The organism is Fibrobacter sp. UWB3, assembly GCF_002210405.1.
In the GTDB taxonomy this organism is placed as follows: Bacteria; Fibrobacterota; Fibrobacteria; order Fibrobacterales; family Fibrobacteraceae; genus Fibrobacter.
In genome coordinates this window covers 268,556-285,988 of the sequence record NZ_MWQJ01000001.1, presented here as the reverse complement: position 1 = coordinate 285,988, position 17,433 = coordinate 268,556, and the positions used below count along the sequence as shown (strand labels likewise).

The 17,433-nt window shown below is 50.0% G+C and carries 10 protein-coding genes; 7 read left to right on the top strand and 3 right to left on the bottom strand.

The features are described 5' to 3' along the window. The first annotated feature begins 16 nt into the window (after positions 1-16). From B7991_RS01220 to B7991_RS01210, 3 genes are all read left to right on the top strand, one after another. On the top strand, positions 17-1,810 hold the full coding sequence (locus tag B7991_RS01220; protein ID WP_088629448.1) for a hypothetical protein: 1,794 nt from the start codon (positions 17-19) through the stop codon (positions 1,808-1,810). An 88-nt stretch (positions 1,811-1,898) separates the two neighbouring features. Continuing rightward, the gene (locus B7991_RS01215; RefSeq protein ID WP_088629226.1) at positions 1,899-3,344 is read left to right on the top strand and encodes a glycosyl hydrolase family 8; all 1,446 of its coding nucleotides are present in this window, start codon (positions 1,899-1,901) and stop codon (positions 3,342-3,344) included. Between the two features lie 340 nt (positions 3,345-3,684). After that, positions 3,685-6,012: a hypothetical protein gene (locus B7991_RS01210; protein WP_088629225.1), complete on the top strand. Its 2,328-nt coding sequence runs from the start codon at positions 3,685-3,687 to the stop codon at positions 6,010-6,012. 335 nt (positions 6,013-6,347) lie between these two features. Here the strand turns inward: B7991_RS01210 and B7991_RS01205 are convergent, their stop codons facing one another. Next, positions 6,348-10,781, bottom strand: a complete 4,434-nt coding sequence (locus B7991_RS01205) for an acyl-CoA dehydratase activase (RefSeq protein ID WP_254917795.1) — start codon at positions 10,779-10,781, stop codon at positions 6,348-6,350. 198 nt (positions 10,782-10,979) lie between these two features. Continuing rightward, positions 10,980-11,948 carry an Rpn family recombination-promoting nuclease/putative transposase gene (locus tag B7991_RS01200; RefSeq protein WP_235002936.1) on the bottom strand — a complete coding sequence of 323 codons (969 nt, stop codon included), beginning with the start codon at positions 11,946-11,948 and terminating at the stop codon, positions 10,980-10,982. A 159-nt stretch (positions 11,949-12,107) separates the two neighbouring features. Between B7991_RS01200 and B7991_RS01195 the strand changes: the two genes are divergently transcribed. The 4 genes from B7991_RS01195 to B7991_RS01180 all read left to right on the top strand — a co-directional run bounded on the left by B7991_RS01195 (position 12,108) and on the right by B7991_RS01180 (position 16,257). Continuing rightward, positions 12,108-12,614, top strand: coding sequence for a hypothetical protein (locus B7991_RS01195; RefSeq protein WP_235002937.1), 507 nt, complete (start codon positions 12,108-12,110; stop codon positions 12,612-12,614). Positions 12,615-12,650: 36 nt separating this feature from the next. Continuing rightward, entirely contained in the window at positions 12,651-14,396 is a 1,746-nt protein-coding gene (locus B7991_RS01190) for a hypothetical protein (protein WP_088629223.1), read from the top strand. Between the two features lie 200 nt (positions 14,397-14,596). Continuing rightward, a complete protein-coding gene (locus tag B7991_RS01185; protein WP_088629222.1) occupies positions 14,597-14,833 on the top strand; it encodes an XRE family transcriptional regulator in 237 nt (78 codons plus the stop codon). A gap of 95 nt (positions 14,834-14,928) precedes the next feature. Further along, positions 14,929-16,257: a TldD/PmbA family protein gene (locus B7991_RS01180; RefSeq protein WP_088629221.1), complete on the top strand. Its 1,329-nt coding sequence runs from the start codon at positions 14,929-14,931 to the stop codon at positions 16,255-16,257. Positions 16,258-16,345: 88 nt separating this feature from the next. Here B7991_RS01180 and B7991_RS14740 read toward each other — a convergent pair whose 3' ends face one another. Continuing rightward, a complete protein-coding gene (locus tag B7991_RS14740; RefSeq protein ID WP_176421734.1) occupies positions 16,346-17,356 on the bottom strand; it encodes a hypothetical protein in 1,011 nt (336 codons plus the stop codon). Between the last annotated feature and the right edge of the window lie 77 nt (positions 17,357-17,433).

The window sequence follows — 17,433 nt, the reverse complement described above, 5'->3', positions numbered from 1 at the left end:
GTAGGGTAGGTTGCTTGTGCATTTGTCTTTAGTATTGGTTGCTGCTGCGGTCGCGCTTTTTGCGGTATTCCCGTTGACGGATACCGATATTTGGTGGCATCTGGCCTGTGCGCGCGATTGGGTGACGACTTGGACACCTGTGCGCGAACCCGTTGTGAATGTGCACGAGTATTTCCAGCAGATGGTAGCGTTTGTCTATGACATTGGTGAAGCTCCGTTGTTGGTTGCTTTCAAGGCTTTTTTGTGGGGCCTTGTCTTTGTGCTGTTCTTGCTGCCTTCGATGCGCGGTTTTAATTTGAATAAAGAAAACGCAGTTGAGTCTAGTGGAGAGATTTCTCCAGTAACGTTTGCTGGGATTGCGGTCCTTCTCTTTATTTTCCGCTATCAATTTGAAATGCGACCGGTGCTTTTGAGCATGCTCTTCCTTGGCATTTATTGGAACGTGTTGCCTTGGCTCTTTTACGGGTGGCGCGAACGTAAGATGGAACGCAGCTCGGTGTCCAAAAAATTTCATCATGTGTTTCACCTGACATTCCGTGATGTGACGAGCTTGTATAAGTTTTTAGGCGTGCTTTTGGTCCTTTTTATCCAGTGGATTTGGTGCAAATGCCAGGGACTGTATGTCTTGGGATTGGTCTTGGCATTTGGCTTTTTCTCGTATAGCCTCTGGTTTAGGCGCTGGGTGAGGTTTGGAAAGGTAAGGCAATGGAATGGGACTCGAATTCCGCTCAAGACGATTGCGTGGCAGTTGCTTTTTGTCATTTTGCTGTTTGCGATGCCGTTTTTCCATCATGACGGCCTGAATTTGATTCCCTATCCGTTTGAACTGTTGGATCGGTTGCTTGGCCTTTCTCCTTCTGCTATAATTTTTTCGAATGAAATTGCGGAAAACCGTTCGCCGATTACGCTTTTGCTAAATGGTGAAAATGTGTTGCAGTCTGCTTTGATGCTTGTATTTTGCGTGGCCGGAATTGTACTTGCTATAGTCCGGTGGTATTTGCAACCCTCGCCGGATTCTTCGTGGCAGTTGTCTTGGCAGACGAATGAACGTGTCGAGGCCATATTTACCCGCAGGCTGCTTCCATCTTGGCTTTTCATCACTGCGATTCTCGCTCTTGTTGCCGAACGCAACTTTGTGCTCTTTTTGCCGGTTTTTGTGGCTATTGTTGTGCATTTTTCGATGCGCCCGTCGACTTCTAGTTCGAAACTCAGGAATACTAGCCTGAAAATCAAAAATACAGGCTTGAAACTGAAAAAACATCTTGCCGAAAAGTCTCGAAAGATTGGCTCTAAGTTAAAGCTTAAGGGAAAACTGGCTCAAAAAACTCGCAATTGGGGTCATTCGTTTAGCCCGCTTTTGACATCGGAGTTTTTGCTTGCTGCCGTTGTTTTGGCTTTTGTGCTTGGGCATTGGAGCAAGTCGCTCTCATCTTACGATTCCATGATTGCCTACCAGCGTGTGCCTGTGGGGGCTGCGCATTGGATGATGGAAAATCCGCATCCGGGCAGGTTGTTTAACGATGACCGTGCGGGCGGCTATTTGGCGTTTATGAACCCGCTCGATTCGATATACATCGATGGGCGTTTTATCTTGAAAACGGCAGATTTCTTTGAACGTTACCTGACTTATGCGACCATGCCGCGGCTCTTTTTGGTGGATGCCGATTCGCAAGATATCGATCGCGTGGTGCTCCCGCTCCGCTATTATGCCAGATGGGATAAGTTGCTTGCAACCCTTGATTCAAGCGAAAAATGGCACGTAGCGTACCGCGACTCTCTTTTTGTCGTGATGGACCGCACACAGCATTAAAACGTAAGACTAAAAAAATTTAAATTTGGTCGCTAATAATTTATTTTTAGATAGATTTAACGGCCCTGTGTGGGCATTGGAGTTGTGTATGAATCGTTTGGTAAAAATGGGACTTGCCGGTTTGTTCGCTTTCGGGCTTGCCCAGGCTAAGGTCAATTTCCCGTTCCCGCAGATGTCGGATTACGGTGGAAATGCAACGCTTTTGAGCGACAAGGCCAAGGCCTCCGAAGAATTGAAGTCCCAGTTTGCCTACTGGCTCAAAACCATGTACAATGAAAATGGCGATGTTGCTGGTGTCCGTTCTGATCCGGGTTCTGATACGTATTTCTCGGAAGGTGTCGGTTACGGCATGCTTTTGATGGTCTACTTTAGCGATAACACGACGAGCTATCAGCCGCAATTCGACAAGATTTGGAACTTCTACAAGAAGATGATGAACGAAAACGGCCTCATGATTTGGAAGGTTGGTAATCTTTCTCAGTCGTGGGATGCCGGTAACGGTGCAGCACTCGATGGCGATATCGATGCCGCCGCTGCTCTTGCAATGGCTTACTTCCAGTTCGGTGACGAAAAGTACAAGGAAGATGCCAAAAAGCTCATCCAGTCCATGAAAAAGTCCGAGTTCGAATCGAATGGTCTGCATTTGCCGGGCGACAAGTGGGGCGATGCCGCTTTCAACCGCAAGAACCCGGGCTATTTTGACCCTGCCTACATGCCGGTTTTTGCCTTGATCGATACGGACAATGCGGAATTCTGGAACAAGACCGCTTACGATGCCAACATGAAGCTCTACGAAGCTAGCTCTGCAGAAGTTACGACGGGCCTCATTGATGACTGGACTGATAAAAACGGCAAGAGCGAAGATGACTACTATAGTTACGACGCTTCCCGCGCTCCGTGGCGCAATGCCAAGGCTGTTTGCTGGCATGGCGATACGCGAGCTCTCGCTCTCGACAAGAAGATGGCTGAATTTGTTTCTACTGTCAGTGCCGCCAACATGAAGGGCCCAGTCCTCAGATCGTCTGGCAGTCTTGGCAATGATCACAATAGCACGTTCGTGACATCCCTCATGACATCTCTTATCTCTGATGCAAAGTATCAGGCTAAGCTCGATGAATACTGGAAGGAAGCGGTTGCTCTCGGTGACGAAAACTACTTCAATCAGTCCCTCAAGCTTTTGAACGGTTTGCTTGTTTCGGGTAACATGCCGAATCTCGCTGCAGCAACGCCTTCGCAGCCGACTTCTAGCTCTTCGACTCCGGCAAGCTCAAGCTCTGGCGAAGGCACGACGGTTTTGCCGACTCTTGCTGCCAAGGCCCCGGTGATGACGCTTGCTGGCAGAACGCTTCAGCTCGATGTCAAAGGCGATGTCCGCGTAGATTTGATCTCCATGACGGGTAGCGTGTTGAAGTCGTTTGACAAGAATGCAACGGGCTCTGTCTCTGTTTCGCTGAATGGCGTTCCGAGTGGCCTCTATGTTGTGCGTGTCAAGAACGCTGGTGTTACGAGTCTCAAGAAGATTAAGCTCGACTAAGTGGCTTGATTTAGATTTTGAATCATAAAAGTCCGGGAACATGCGTTCTCGGACTTTTTTGTTCCTTCTGTATGAACTAAAGTATTCTTGACGAACTATTTTGTACAATCTTTGCATGTAAAGATTTGTTTGCTTTTTTATGAATAGGTGCTCATAAGTAAACTAAAATTACGTTGTCAAATGGTAAAAATAAAATTACACTTTGTGTGATATTGCTCAAATTTTAAAAATTTAAGCGTTTTGTCCATATAATATATAATTTTTGTATGTTTGGAATTATTTTGTATGATTCATTTACTAAATTTGTACGACCTTAAAAACAAACTAAAAGGTCAAATAAATGAAAACAACCAAAATAACAACCCTCTTCTTGGGCTTTGCCTCTGCAATGGCTTTGGCTCAGGAAGGTTCTGCTTGCATTCCGTTCGTCAACGGAACCGGCGATTATACCAAGAATTGTTATAATGCTGGCCTCCTTGAAATGACTGAAGGCAAGTGCTATGCTCTCAACCCGGATCGTTACCGCGATGTTGAAAACCAGCTTTGGATCAACAACGTTGCTACCCAGGAATGGTGGTGGGTTGAAACTCCTTGCATCGCAGAAGTTTCTAGCTCTAGCGAAGAACCGGAATCCAGCTCCAGCGAAATCGTTGAACCGGAATCTAGCTCTAGTGAAATCGTTGAGCCGGAATCTAGCTCCAGCGAAATCGTCGAACCGGAATCCAGTTCTAGCGAAATTGTTGAACCGGAATCCTCCAGCTCCCACGAAGCGCCGGTTTCTAGCTCCAGTGCTGAACCGATCGTTGTTTCGAACTGCATTGAGTTCGTGAACGGTTCTGGCAACTACACTGAAAACTGCTATAATGCAGGCCTCCTCGAAATGGAAGAAGGCAAGTGCTACGCTATCAACCCGGATCGCTATAACGATGTTAAGAACCAGCTCTGGATCAACAACGTTGCTTCTCAGGTCTGGTGGTGGCAGGAAGTTACGTGCGGTACGGAAATCTCCAGCTCCAGTGCTGAAGAATCTTCCAGCTCTGTCGAAGAATCTAGCTCTAGCGTTGAAGAATCTTCTAGCTCTGTCGAAGAATCCAGCTCTAGCGTTGAAGAATCTTCCAGCTCTGTCGAAGAATCCAGCTCCAGCGAAGAATCCTCTAGCTCTGAAGAAGTTTCTAGCTCTAGCGAAGAATCCTCTAGCTCTGTTGAAGAATCTAGCTCCAGCGTTCAGGTGGAACTCGTTGAACTCTGTGTTGCTTATGGCAAGACAAAGTTGTCTGCCAGTGTTGTTGCTAATAACTGCTACAACGCTGATTTAAGAAACATGAAGGCGGAAACTTGCTACGCCATTAATCCGGAAATCAAGGCTCAATTTGGCTCTTATTCCGGATACACTCGCGATGTTACCGCTTCTAAAACAAGTGGACATGGAAAAAATAAGAAGTCCATCAACTGGTGGATCGAAACTCCGTGCTACGAAGAAATCATCGTCTCTAGCTCCAGCGTCGAAGAATCTTCTAGCTCTGTTGAAGAATCCAGCTCCAGCATCGAAGAATCCTCCAGCTCTGTTGAAGAATCCAGCTCCAGCGAAGAATCTTCTAGCTCTGTTGAAGAATCCAGCTCCAGCGAAGAATCTTCCAGCTCTGTTGAAGAATCTAGCTCCAGCGAAGAATCTTCTAGCTCTGAAGAATCCAGCTCTAGCGAAATCGTTGTCGCTAAGTGCATCGAATTCGTGAACGGCTCTGGCAACTTCACTGAAAACTGCTACAATGCAGGCCTCCTCGAAATGGAAGAAGGCAAGTGCTATGCTCTCAACCCGGATCGCTATAACGATGTCAAGAACCAGCTCTGGATCAACAACGTTGCTTCTCAGGTCTGGTGGTGGCAGGTTGTTCCGTGCGGTGATGTGATTGAATCCAGCTCTAGCGAAGAAAGCTCCAGCTCTGTTGAATCCAGCTCCAGCGAAGAAAGCTCCAGCTCTGTTGAATCCAGCTCTAGTGAAGAATCCTCTAGCTCTGTTGAATCTAGCTCTAGCGAAGAATCCTCTAGCTCCGCAGAATCCAGCTCCAGCGAAGAATCCTCTAGCTCCAGCGAAATCGTCGTGTCTACTTGCATTGAATATGTGAACGGCACTGGCGACTACGATCAGCATTGCTACAACGCTGGCTTGAGAAACATGGCTGAAGGCAAGTGCTACACCATGAATCCGGCTCGTGTTGCTGAAGGTGTCCCGCAGTGGATTAATGACGATGCCACTCAGGATTGGTGGTGGGTCGAAACCTCTTGTGGTGAAGAACCGGTTGTCGAAGAACCGATCGAAATCGTCTGCAAGGGTGATGACTGCGCTGATCTCAAGCCGATTCTCAAGGAACCGAAGCCGGCTCCGTCTTTCTCTGTTGGCCGCGACAACGGTACTTTGGCTATCGCCGAAGCTGTTGCTTCCAAGGCTAGCATGGCTGTTGCCAACAACATGTTGAGCATTGCAACGACCTCCAACGGCGTGAAGTCTGTGAAGGTCTTTAGCGTTCGCGGCGACATGCTCCTCTCTGAAACATTCTCCGGTGCTGCAAAGACCGTTGACATGGCTCAGTTTGCTGGCAAGGGTGCTGTGATTGTTCGCCTCGTCGAAGGCCGCAAGGTCCTCGCCACGAAGCGCATTGCAGTCCGCTAATTCGCTAACGATTTAATGTCAAAGTGAAAAAGGGCTTCCTCGAAAGAGGAAGTCTTTTTTTTATCGTCATGTTGAGGGACAAAGTCCCGATATACGACACTTGCTACTTAAGTAGCTTAGTGGAGTTATGCCCTTTGGGTAAACATCCAGTTAAATCTTGTAATGAGAAAGCTGGATTTAACTGGATCCTTCCGCTTCGCGTCAGGATGACGAGAATGTGGGATGACGATGCAAAAAAAAGGAACCCCGTCGGGGGTTCCTCTTCTAATGTTTAGATCCTTTTACGGAGTTTACCCCGGACTTGTTCCGGGGCTCAGGATGACACTGCTTACTGGCTAGCGACTAACGTTTACCTTATTCGCACGTTCGAGTTCGCGAGCGTTGATGATGAGCATCTGCAAGCGGTTCTCGATGTTAGCAAAGCTGGTATCCGGATCGTAGTCCAAGCTCAGGATTTGCACGTGCGGGCAACGTTCCTTCACAGCCTTCGTGAGGCCACGGCCACTGATGTGGTTCGCGAGGCAGGCGAACGGCTGCACAATGATGAAGCTGTTGATGCCGTGCTTCGAGTTGTAAAGGATTTCTGCCGGGATGAGCCAGCCTTCGCCCGTGTTGTACGTCGGGTCGATAATGCCGTCGATGTAGTTCACGAGTTCGAAGCAGTCGGCGTGGTGTTCGTAGAGCTTGAACGACTGCATGACCTTCTTGGCGGTTTCTGCGGCGTGTGCAAAGAGCTTTGACGTGACGCTTCCTTCGATACGGTCTGCAATCGGGTTTGCCGAGAATCCGCGCTTGATCTTTTCGGCGCGCACAACTTCGTCGACGCGGAAGAAGTCCATCATGCCCGGGAGGTAAACTTCCATGCCGTTGTCCATGAGGTAGTCTTCGACATGTCCGTTTGCGCTCGGGTGGTAGTTCATGAGGATTTCGCCGAGCACGGCAACGCGCGGCTTGCGGATGCCCTTCTGGCGAGCTTCCGTGATTTCGACCTTGTTGAATTCGTCGATGCACTGGCGAAGCATTTCGACAAGGCGCTTAGCAGAGCCGAGTTCCGTCTTCTTGAGCGTGGCTGCCGTCTTCATCAGTTCCGGCATCCACTTGCTGTAAATTTTCTTGGAATCACCCTTGTGGATTTCGTAGGGGCGGAGTGCGCGGTAAGCCGTTTCGATGGCGTCCATGAAGGCGAGGCCCCAGAGCGTATGGAGGCGGAAGTCGAGCCCGAGCTGGAATCCCGGATGCATGCCTTTATAGTCGATGCCGGTCGTGATGATGGAAACGTCCTTGTAACCCGCTTCGTCAAGAGCTTTACGGCCAAGCACGGAGTACTGCACAGCGCGGCAGTTTTCGCAGTTCTTGGCAAGGCACATTGAAACTTCGGTCTGCGGAACGTTCGGGTGTTCTTCGAGCCACTTGAGGCATTCGCCGATGTTGATTTGGCAGGGGAAGCAGATGTCGTTGTGCACGTACTTCTTGCCAAGTTCAATAGCGCGTTTGTCTGCAACCGGGAGGTAATCCGAGAGGTAACCCTTGCCCTGAATGTAGCTACTTGCGAGAATGGCGAAAGCGGGGGAGAGGTTCGGCGTCAAGATGATACGCTTGTTCTTGTCGCTTGCCACGTACGGCGTGTGGAACTGCGGTTCGTTCGAAATCGGCTTTTCCGGGAGGTTTGCCGCACGGCGGGCCTTCACGGTTTCGATAAAGCTCTTGATGCGGATGCCCACCGGGCCTCTTGCGTCGCCTTCGTCGAGCTTGAGCATGAGCATTTCCTTGTTGGAATCGCGGTGCATCATGCGCATCATTTCGTCGGTCAAAACGGAGTCATGTCCGCAGCCGAAGCTCACGATCTGGGCAAGTTCAACATGCGGGTCTCTCGAAGCAATCATCGTTGCGCCGAGCATACGCAAGTGGAACGTGTTCTTGATTTCTACGCGGGTGTGGCTCGGCACATCTTGGTCGTACACGCCCGGGAGCGATTCGGTAGTAAGCACCGGAATGCCCATCGCGGTAAAGTGGCTTGCGATGTTGTGGTTGATGAGCAAGTCGGCATGGTAGGGGCGGCCTGCAATCACAACGGCAAAGCTGTCGTTCGCCTTCACGTCGTCGAGAATCTTTTGGCCTTCTTCGAGGAGTGTGGTGCGGTAATTGTTGAGTGCCTTTTCGCCTTCCGTGACGGCCTTGTCCAAAATCTTCTTGTCGATGTTCCAGTTGTCGTGGAACCAGTCGATCGTCTGGCTTCTGCGGAGCTTGGTGTTTGCCCAGTGGAAAATCGGCTGGTCCATCGGGATGCCGTAATTCTTTTCGGGTTCGTCTGTGTTTTGGCAGATGTTCGGGTAACCTTGCACGACCGGGCAAACGGTTGTTGCGTTAAACTTGGTGTGGTCGCTCGGGAGCGAAATCATCATCGGGAAGAAGATGCGATCGACCTTCTTTTCGATGAGGCTGAGCACGTGGCCGTGGACGAGTTTGGCCGGGAAGCAGACCGTATCCGAAGGCACGCTGTGGAGGCCTGCTTCGAACATCTTGTAGTCGCTCTGGCGGCTCACGACAACGGTATAACCGAGGGCCGTGAAGAATGCTTTCCAGTAGGGGAGGCTGTTCCAGAATTCGAGCACGCGCGGGATACCGATGGTCTTTCCGTTTTGCGGCAAGAGAATCTGCGGAGCGTAGTCCTTGACCAAGAGTTGGTTCGTGCGCTTGATCATGTCCGGCACAGCCTGCATCTTCTTGTTGATTTCGGCAATGAGCTTCTTCGTTGCCGGATCGTTCGGGTCGGCGGTAACTTCGCCACGTTCGCAGCGGTTGCCCGTCACAAAGCTCTGGCCGTCACTGAAGGTGACGATGGTACGGGAGCAATGGTTGGTGCAGTACTGGCAGAGCTGACCCGGCTGGTTGTGCCAGCTGAAAGTCTTCATGGCTTCGAGGCCGATAAACTTACTTTGCACGTTCGGGTCGGCGGCACGCTTTTCTTCCATGAACTTCTTCGTGAGGAGTGCGATACCGATAGCGCCCATTTCGCCCGGTCGTTCCGGACGGATGGCCTTGAGACCCGTGTACTGTTCGAAGGCGCGGAGAACGGCGTTGTTCTTGAACGTACCGCCCTGCACCACAACCTTCTTGCCGAGCGTGTTGAGGTTGCGGATGCGGATGACCTTCGTAAAGACGTTGTTGATGATGGAACGGCAGATGCCAGCGATGATGTCTTCGGGCTGCTTGCCGTCGCGCTGTTCCGTGATGATGGAACTGTTCATGAACACGGTGCAGCGGCTGCCGAGCTGAGACGGGCTCTTGGAGTTGAATGCGAGTTCCGCAATCTTTTCCATCGGGATACCGAGGCTGCGAGCGTACGTTTCGATAAATGAACCGCAACCCGAGGAGCAGGCTTCGTTGAGGATGATGCCCGTGACGACACCGTCTTGCACGGAGATGGCCTTCATGTCCTGACCACCGATGTCCAAGATGAACGAGACGTCGGGGCAGAGGCGCTGGGCGGCATTTGCGTGGGCGACGGTTTCCACAGTGTGGTAGTCGGCGTGCACGGCCTTTGCAAAGAGCTGTTCGCCGTAACCGGTTGTACCCACGCCCAAGATGTTGAGCTTCACGCCGTATTCTTCGTAGCGGTCGGCGAGGTCCACCATGGCACGCTTCAAGACGGCGAGCGGTTCACCGTCGTTACTGGCGTAGAAGCCGTCGATGACCTTTTCGTTTTCGTCGATGAGCACGAACTTCGTGGTGGTAGAACCGGCGTCAATGCCCAAGTAGGCGTTGATGGTCGTGCCGGAAGGCGGCTGCGGGTAATGGTTGTCCGCCATCTTGTGTTCTTCGAGGAACAGCTTGTATTCCGCTTCGCTCTGGAAGAAGAGGTCGGAGGCTGCCTTAGCCTTGTTCTCGGCCTGGCGGATTTCGTTAAAGTGCACGAGAGCGTCGAGAGAACCCTCTTCGCGGTACATGCATTCTTGGTTTGCGAACATGGAGCCGTTAGCGAGAGCGGCGCCCATGGCCACGAGCACTTCGGAATGTTCCGGGACGATCGCCTGTTCGTCGGAGATGCCCAAGCGTTCCTTGAAAGCCTTCACGAGAGTCGGGTTAAATGTGAGCGGGCCACCTTCAAAAATGACAGGCGGCTTGATTTCCATGCCCTGGGCAAGGCCACCGATGGTCTGCTTCGCGATGGCGTGGAAACTTGAAAGGGCGATATCTTCCTTGGCGATGCCGTTGTTGAGCATCGGCTGGATGTCCGTCTTGGCGAACACGCCGCAACGGCCCGAGATTTCATAGACTTTTTGGCCACGCTTGGCGTAGCTTTCGAATACTTCCGTCTTGATGCGGAGGAGCTCCGCGACCTGGTCGATAAATGCACCCGTACCGCCGGCGCAGACACCGTTCATGCGCATGTCGGAGGCGATTAGTTTACCGGTGGTCTTGTCCTTTTCGAAGAAGACGACCTTGGCATCCTGACCGCCGAGTTCGATGGCGACCCTGGAATCGGGGTAGGTGGCACGCACCGCAAGTGCGTTTGCGACTACTTCTTGCACAAAGAAGGCGTGAGTGGCCTCGGCGAACGGCTGACCGCCGCTACCGCAGAACGTGACCCTGAAGTTCTTGCCCGGGAAAAGGGCATGGGCTTCGCGCAGGACCTCGTAGACCTTTTTCGCCTGCATGGCGTTATGACGCTGATATGTATAGTGTAAAAGCTTAGATGTCTCGGGATCGACTACAGCAATTTTCACAGTGGTGGAGCCTACGTCGACACCCACCCATAAATCGTTCATAGAAGTATTCATAGTGAAGCCAAATTTAGTTTTTTTTCATTATTTGAAAATGTTTTTTGGCGTTTAAGGCGATAAAACGCGCAATTTGGCGAATTTTAGGTAATTGCTCGCATGTGCAGATTGTTGTAAGGGACCGCGCAAAACAAAAAGAGGCCTGCAGACCTCTTTTTATATGCACTTCAGGGGTGGATTGAGCTGTTATTTGATAGAAAGCGCCTTGGCAACGCTGTCTTCCGAAACACCTAACGAACGAAGATACTCGGCAATTTTCTTGTCGCGAGCGGCTTTTGCAACTTCATTTTTAGCACGTTCTTGTTCTCGTCCTTTAGCTTCTGCTTTGAGCCAAATTTCGGCTTCGATAGCTTCATCAGCGTGTTTATCGAACATATGTTCCTCCAAGGCTTTAAGCAGTTCAGGGCTTATGCGGCTTACGCGCAAACGGTTGAGCGCATCCCTAAAGATCGGGTCCTTCGATTCGGGAACTTCAAGTGGCCCTTGAGACAAGAGTTTCAGCCAGTAGTCCTCGCGTGAACTGATGCTCTTGCGAATCCTCTTAAAGTTCGGTAAATCAATTACAATATATCTATTTTTACTGAAAATGGGAAGAGCCCGATGTGTTGAGTCGCTGTGGTGAACCTCGTCCTCGCTATAGACGGCCCAAGTATCCTTAAAAATATCCTTTGACTTGAGAATTTGGAAATTACAAAGCCAGATGGAAACCGTTTCGGGAAGTTCATAAAAATGAACCTTACGCTCCTTTTCCTCCATCAATTTGAAATACGTTGACCTGTTATATTCGTACTTGCCACGTAACGTCTGGTAAGAATTGTAGAGTTGGAGACGGTCAAGAAAGAATGGATGGCTCCTATTCTGCATCTCTATGTTGAAATAACGGTGATCCTTTGTAGTTACCCACACGTCAAGTCGCGCGGAATCATCTTCCGGCATGAAAACGTCAATGGGCTTTTCGAACTCGTAGTCGAGATCAATGATTTCATGGTCGCGGTCTAGCCCAAGCAAACAATTGAGAATATCACGAATGGAGTCCTTGTCATCCATCAGCACACGGAACGTTTCGCTGTAATACGGAAGCAAGAATTCTTCTCCCTGCGCGTTCGTGACGATGTAGTAGGCCTTCTTTTCTGAAGTCGTATTATTTTCGGTCATTTACTATTCCTTTAGAGGGTTGGTTATGATTTGCCCCCTATACTATTAACACGCTTCAGCAAGCCTTTTGGTCTAAGAAATCTTTGTAAAATATTTTTAGGCAGGAGCGGGGCATGCGTGGACAATTGCAAATGACGTTACTTTTGTATATTCAACTGTATGAAAAAAATTTTGTTGTTCCTAACGATATGCGTTGCGCTTGCGAATGCACAATTCTATTACGACAAGCATGGAGAATGTCGCGGTGCGTATAAGGACAGCTTGGACTACGCGACGCTTGTTGGGCTTGCAAAAAGATTCCATGGCCCGATTTTGGTGAAAAAGCCGGTTGAAGGTGTCAAGCCGAGAAAGAATTTGGAAAAGATTCCTGAAAGTAAAATTCAAAGAACTTTTGAAGTGAACCGTGATTCGTTGCGCAAGGAACTTTGGCTCGAAGTGGAGAAAAACGAAATCGTCAAAATTTGTGTTGACGCGCCTGTTGTCGCATGGGAAATATCATTAAAGGCGATTATATCTAGCGATTCGTGCCTTGCATTTCAAACGCCGACGCTTATTGGTGTTGAAACACTTAGGGTGCATTTCTATAAAGAATACATGCCTTACTACATCAACTTCTATAACGACATATATTCCTACGATATATCACTAGAAACTACTAACTATTAACTAGTAACTACTTCACAAAATTCTATCTTATCTCCCGTGAATAAGAAATACATTATCCCTGTCGTTATTTTTTCGATTTTGTTGTTGCTCCCGTTTGGCGTGCAGGCGGTTGCCGACCTGCGTGGAGAAAAGCGCTTCCAGCCGTTTGACATTTTCAAGGACGTGGTTTACACTCCGATTGTGCGCGAGAAAAAGGTCGCAGCGGCTGCGGACTCGCTCGATGTGAAGTGGCGTGCGGCCCGTGAGGCGATTGCGGCTGGAACAGAGACGGCTGATGCGTTGGAACCTGTGGTTTCTGCGCTTTCGGACTTGGAAGCGGCGGTGCTTTCGGTGAATACGTATGCTGAACTCGATACGGCTGAAGCTCGTTACAAGAGCCTCAAGTTGGCGGATACGCTCCTCTCGAAGTTGGAGGATGAACCGGAATCTTTCCCGCAAGCGGATTCTTGCATCAAGGCTCTCGTGGCTGACCTTGGTCATGTGTCGCTGTGGCGCGCGTTCTTGGATGTGAAGCATTACGGCGTATGGACGAGCCGCTATTTGCGTGCTTTTGAAAACAAGATTGACGACGAAAGTGCTATTGTGTTGGCGTTGCGTCCGAAGTACCAGCTTGCGGTTTGGAACCTCTTTAGCGATCCAGGCGAGAAGGTCGTTCTCGGCGCTGCAGGCGATTGCATCGGCAAGTCGTGCGGCAGGGAAAATGCCAAGCCCGAAGATAAGTGGCTTTTTTACCGCCAGGATGTGGAATTCCTGGTGCAGCCGTCTCCGCTTGATGTGCGCAGTGCAAAGCTCGACAATCCGGTGAAGGCGATTGAAAAGTTCCGTGATCAGCTCAAGGCGAAGGGCGTGGAACTCTTGGTGGTGATTACTCCGGGCAAGCCGAGCATCTATACCGAACGTTTGACGGGGCTCGATGAAAATGCCGCCGGGCTCCAGTCGCACGGCAAGAATATTTTGGATTCGCTCACGCGTGCTGGCTTTAACACGGTTGATTTGTACACGCCGCTGTTGGCTGCAAAGTCCCGCGATTCCGTTGAAGGTTCGCTCTACCTGAACGATGATACGCACTGGACACCGCGCGGTGCTGAACTTGCGGCGGCTGAAATCGCGGCTGCCGTAAATCGTTTGGAATCCGAGGGTAAAATTAAGTTGAAAAAACTCCAGAAGCATGAGGATGGTAGTTATCCTTTGAGTTTTGTAACAAAGGATTCCGTTGCAGACCGTATGGGCGACGTGGGCGAGATGAGCGGCCTCAATAAGTTTGGTGTGTTCAAGGTGCAGAAGGTGACCGGGCACGTCGTGATGCAACAGAATATCAAGATACGAGATGAGGAACTTCCTGAAGATACCGTATGCATTGATTCTGCATATAAAGAATGTATGAATCGGAAAAAGGCTGATAGAAAGGATGCTGAAACGACTGATGTTTTTTGCCTTTTGACGAGCCAAACTGCTTGTGCGTTTAAAGCTATTAAGTACGACACCACAATCACTCCGTTCAAAGACGATTTCCGCAAGTCCGAAATCTTGATTCTCGGTGACAGCTTCAGCCGCATTTACCAGACCGATTCGCCGGTGAACGCCGGATGGATTGCGCACTTCGCGAAGAACATGAACCGCCCGGTCGCATCCATCGTGAGTGACGGTGGCGCCTCGACGCTCGTCCGTGAAAAGCTCGCCCGCAAAGCAAGCGTGCTCAAAGGCAAGAAACTCTTGATTTGGGAATTCGTGGAACGTGACCTCCGCTTCGGCGCCGAAGGCTGGAAAGACGTAGAATTTTAAAAATCGGACGCAGGAATTAAGATGCTGCTGTACTTAGAATCGATGCATAGTGTCATCCTGAGCGGAATGTAATGGAGTCGAATGATCCAGTAAAATTATTCGCTAGAAATAACTAGATTCTTCGTCCTGACGGACTCAGAATGACATTGTTTGCTTCATTTCTAACTATTAACTATTGACCTTTAACTAGTGACTAAGATATGCCAAGACATGGAACACCGACGCCGGGACAGGCGATTCTCGAAGGTATTGAATGGCTCAAGATCGATAAGCCGGAATTTGCACGCAGGGTGGGCGTTTCTGTAGAAATGCTCGACCAGCTGATTGCGGGTGAAATCAGCATCTCGACCGAGATGGCGAACGCACTTGAATCCGTGACCGGGAGCCCCGCCGCCTACTGGAAAATGCTCGAACGCAAAAGCCGCGCTTCTCGATAAGCCACGCTTCTCGATAAATGGGAGATGCCCGCTCGGAGGCGGGCATGACAAATTAGAGTAGTTTTGCCTGACTATATAATTATTATACTTGCGATATGAATATTAAAGATGCCGTTTCTTTTATGTGTGACCTCGCCAAGGGCGAAGCCGAACAGTTTGATGTCATCGCTTCTAACACCCATTCCGAAGGCTTGTCCGTCTTCCAGGGCCAGGTGCAGAATACCGAAATCTCGGATTCCGTAGGTCTCGGTGTCCGCGTCATCAAGGATGGTCGTCCGGGTTACGCGCATACAGAACGCCTCACTGACGAAGCCTTGCGCCAAACGCTCAAGGACGCTCTTTGCCACACGCAGTGGACCGAAAAAATCGACATTACGCTCCCGCAGGCCGTTGAACTCCCGAAGGGCGAACCGAACTACAATCCGGCGCTCGAATCGCTCGACCTTGCAACGATGAAGGACTTCTGCATCGAGCTTGAAAAGGCGACTTTTGCAAAGTCCAAGGAAATCGAAAATATCCCGTACCTCGGTGGCGATATCGAAAAGGATTATTCCATCGTCGCAAACAACACGGGGCTTTTTTATGAGGCTCGTTCAAACTGCGCTTCTGCGGGTGCCGGTGCAGTCGCAAGCCGGGGTGGCATCAAGAAGCTTGGCAACTTTGTCAAGAATGGCCGCGACTGGAACGAATTCTCTGTTGATGAAATTGCAAGCAAGACTGCCGAATATGCAACGGAACTTTTTGGCGCCCAGAAAATCGAGAGCGGCAAGATTCCGGTGATTCTTTCGGAACGCATTTCCGCACGTTTCCTCGGCATGTACAGCCAGCCGTTCTTTGCCGAGACGATGCAGAAGGGCCAGTCCCGTCTCGACGGCAAGGAAGGCGAAAAAATTGCAAGTGACGTGTTCTCGCTGTGGAACGATCCGACAGGCGAAATGTTTGAACATAAGTTCTATTTCGACTCCGAAGGTTGCCTCACGAAGCGCGTGAAGGTCGTCGAAAACGGTGTCTTCAATTCGGCGCTTTACAACCTTGAAACGGCTGCTAAGGCGGGCCGCGAAACGACAGGCAATGGCGCTCGCAGCTTCGGCAGCAAGATGTCCACGAGCTTCTACAACATGCTCGTGCCGCCTGGAAGCATGACGACCATGGAACTTTTGAAGATCTTCCCGAAGTGCTTGCTTGTTGTACGCCTGGAAGGCAATTCTGGCTGCAATTCCGTGAGCGGTGAACTCAGCATCGGGGCGCACGGCTTCTGGTGCGAGAACGGGGCTATTAAGCATCCGGTCGATGGCGTGACACTCAGCGGAAACTTCTTCGACATCATCAAGAACATTGTTGCTGTCGGTAATGAATACCGTGACCCGTTTGCAAGCTATAAGGTGCCTGCTCTCGCGGTAAGCGAACTCAGCGTAAGCGCTTAAAAATAGAAATGCTGCAAGGTTAAGAATCCGGAGGTGGCCAAATTCGTCCCTTGCAGCACTATGTTTGAGGTGTAAAATCTTTCCCGTATTACGGGGTGTAAACGTCCTCGTAACGGTACAGCATCAGTTTCCCGATAGATTCCGTGTTTGTCGTGTGGCAGTACAAGTCGTTCGGCGTGACGAACATGGCTTGCTGCTTTTTGGCGTTTTCGATTAATTCCTTGACATTCTTGATGGTGATGCCGCAGGCATTCATGAGCGCTTTCAAAAATTCTTCGATGGCGTGGCTCAAGGCATTCCCTTTAACCAGGCTTACGTGTTTTTCTTCTTTGTTCACGAGATTGTCGAGAATTTCGTCGAGCGTTTCCGTAACGGGCTCGTCTTTTTCGGAGGCGAAACTTTCTGTGTTGTAGAGGTATTCTGCGGCGTGTTCTGCGTAAAGGTCGAGTAGCGTTGCTGAACGTTTTGCCTTGTAGTTCGGGTCGAAATCGGCGTCTCCGTTCTTGATGTTGATTTTCAAGTCCGGATTGTTTTTGGAGGCGTCCAGGTAGCACTGGTACACGTAAGACGAGCAGACCATCGTATGCTTGCCGTCATGGAACTTTTCGTCGATGAATTTTTTCAGCTCGGCAGTTACGACCTTCAGCAACTTGATGATGGCCGCCTGTTTGAGGCTTACATCCGAGACGTCCTTGTAAATGAGGATCATCGCAAGGAGGACGAGATCGGAATAGGGGTAGGGAAGGTCTTGGCTGACGTAATCACGGGCAATGTCGAGTACCGGTGATATGGTCTTGTCGAAATCTTCACCGAAGCCGCCTTCTTTTGCGATGCGACGGACATGTACAAAACGAGAGCCATCATGCTCTTCGACCTTGTGCATGTGGATGCCGCCTGTGCCGGCGTCAGCAATGGCAGCTATATCGCCCCCTTGCATGAAGAGAGCGCCGTGGGTGACATTGGAGTGCGTGAATTTTTTGATGAGGAGTGATATGCCGTGATCTTCACCGTCAAAAATCAGGATATCGCCTGGCTTCAAGTCGCTTATTTTAATGGACTTTTCGTTGCTCTCGTCAAAAAAAACACTCTGTTCTATCATTGATCAACCACACTAGAAAATGATAGAACAAAATTATATTTGAATGGAGCTTGAATCAATAGCCCATTTGGGTAGTT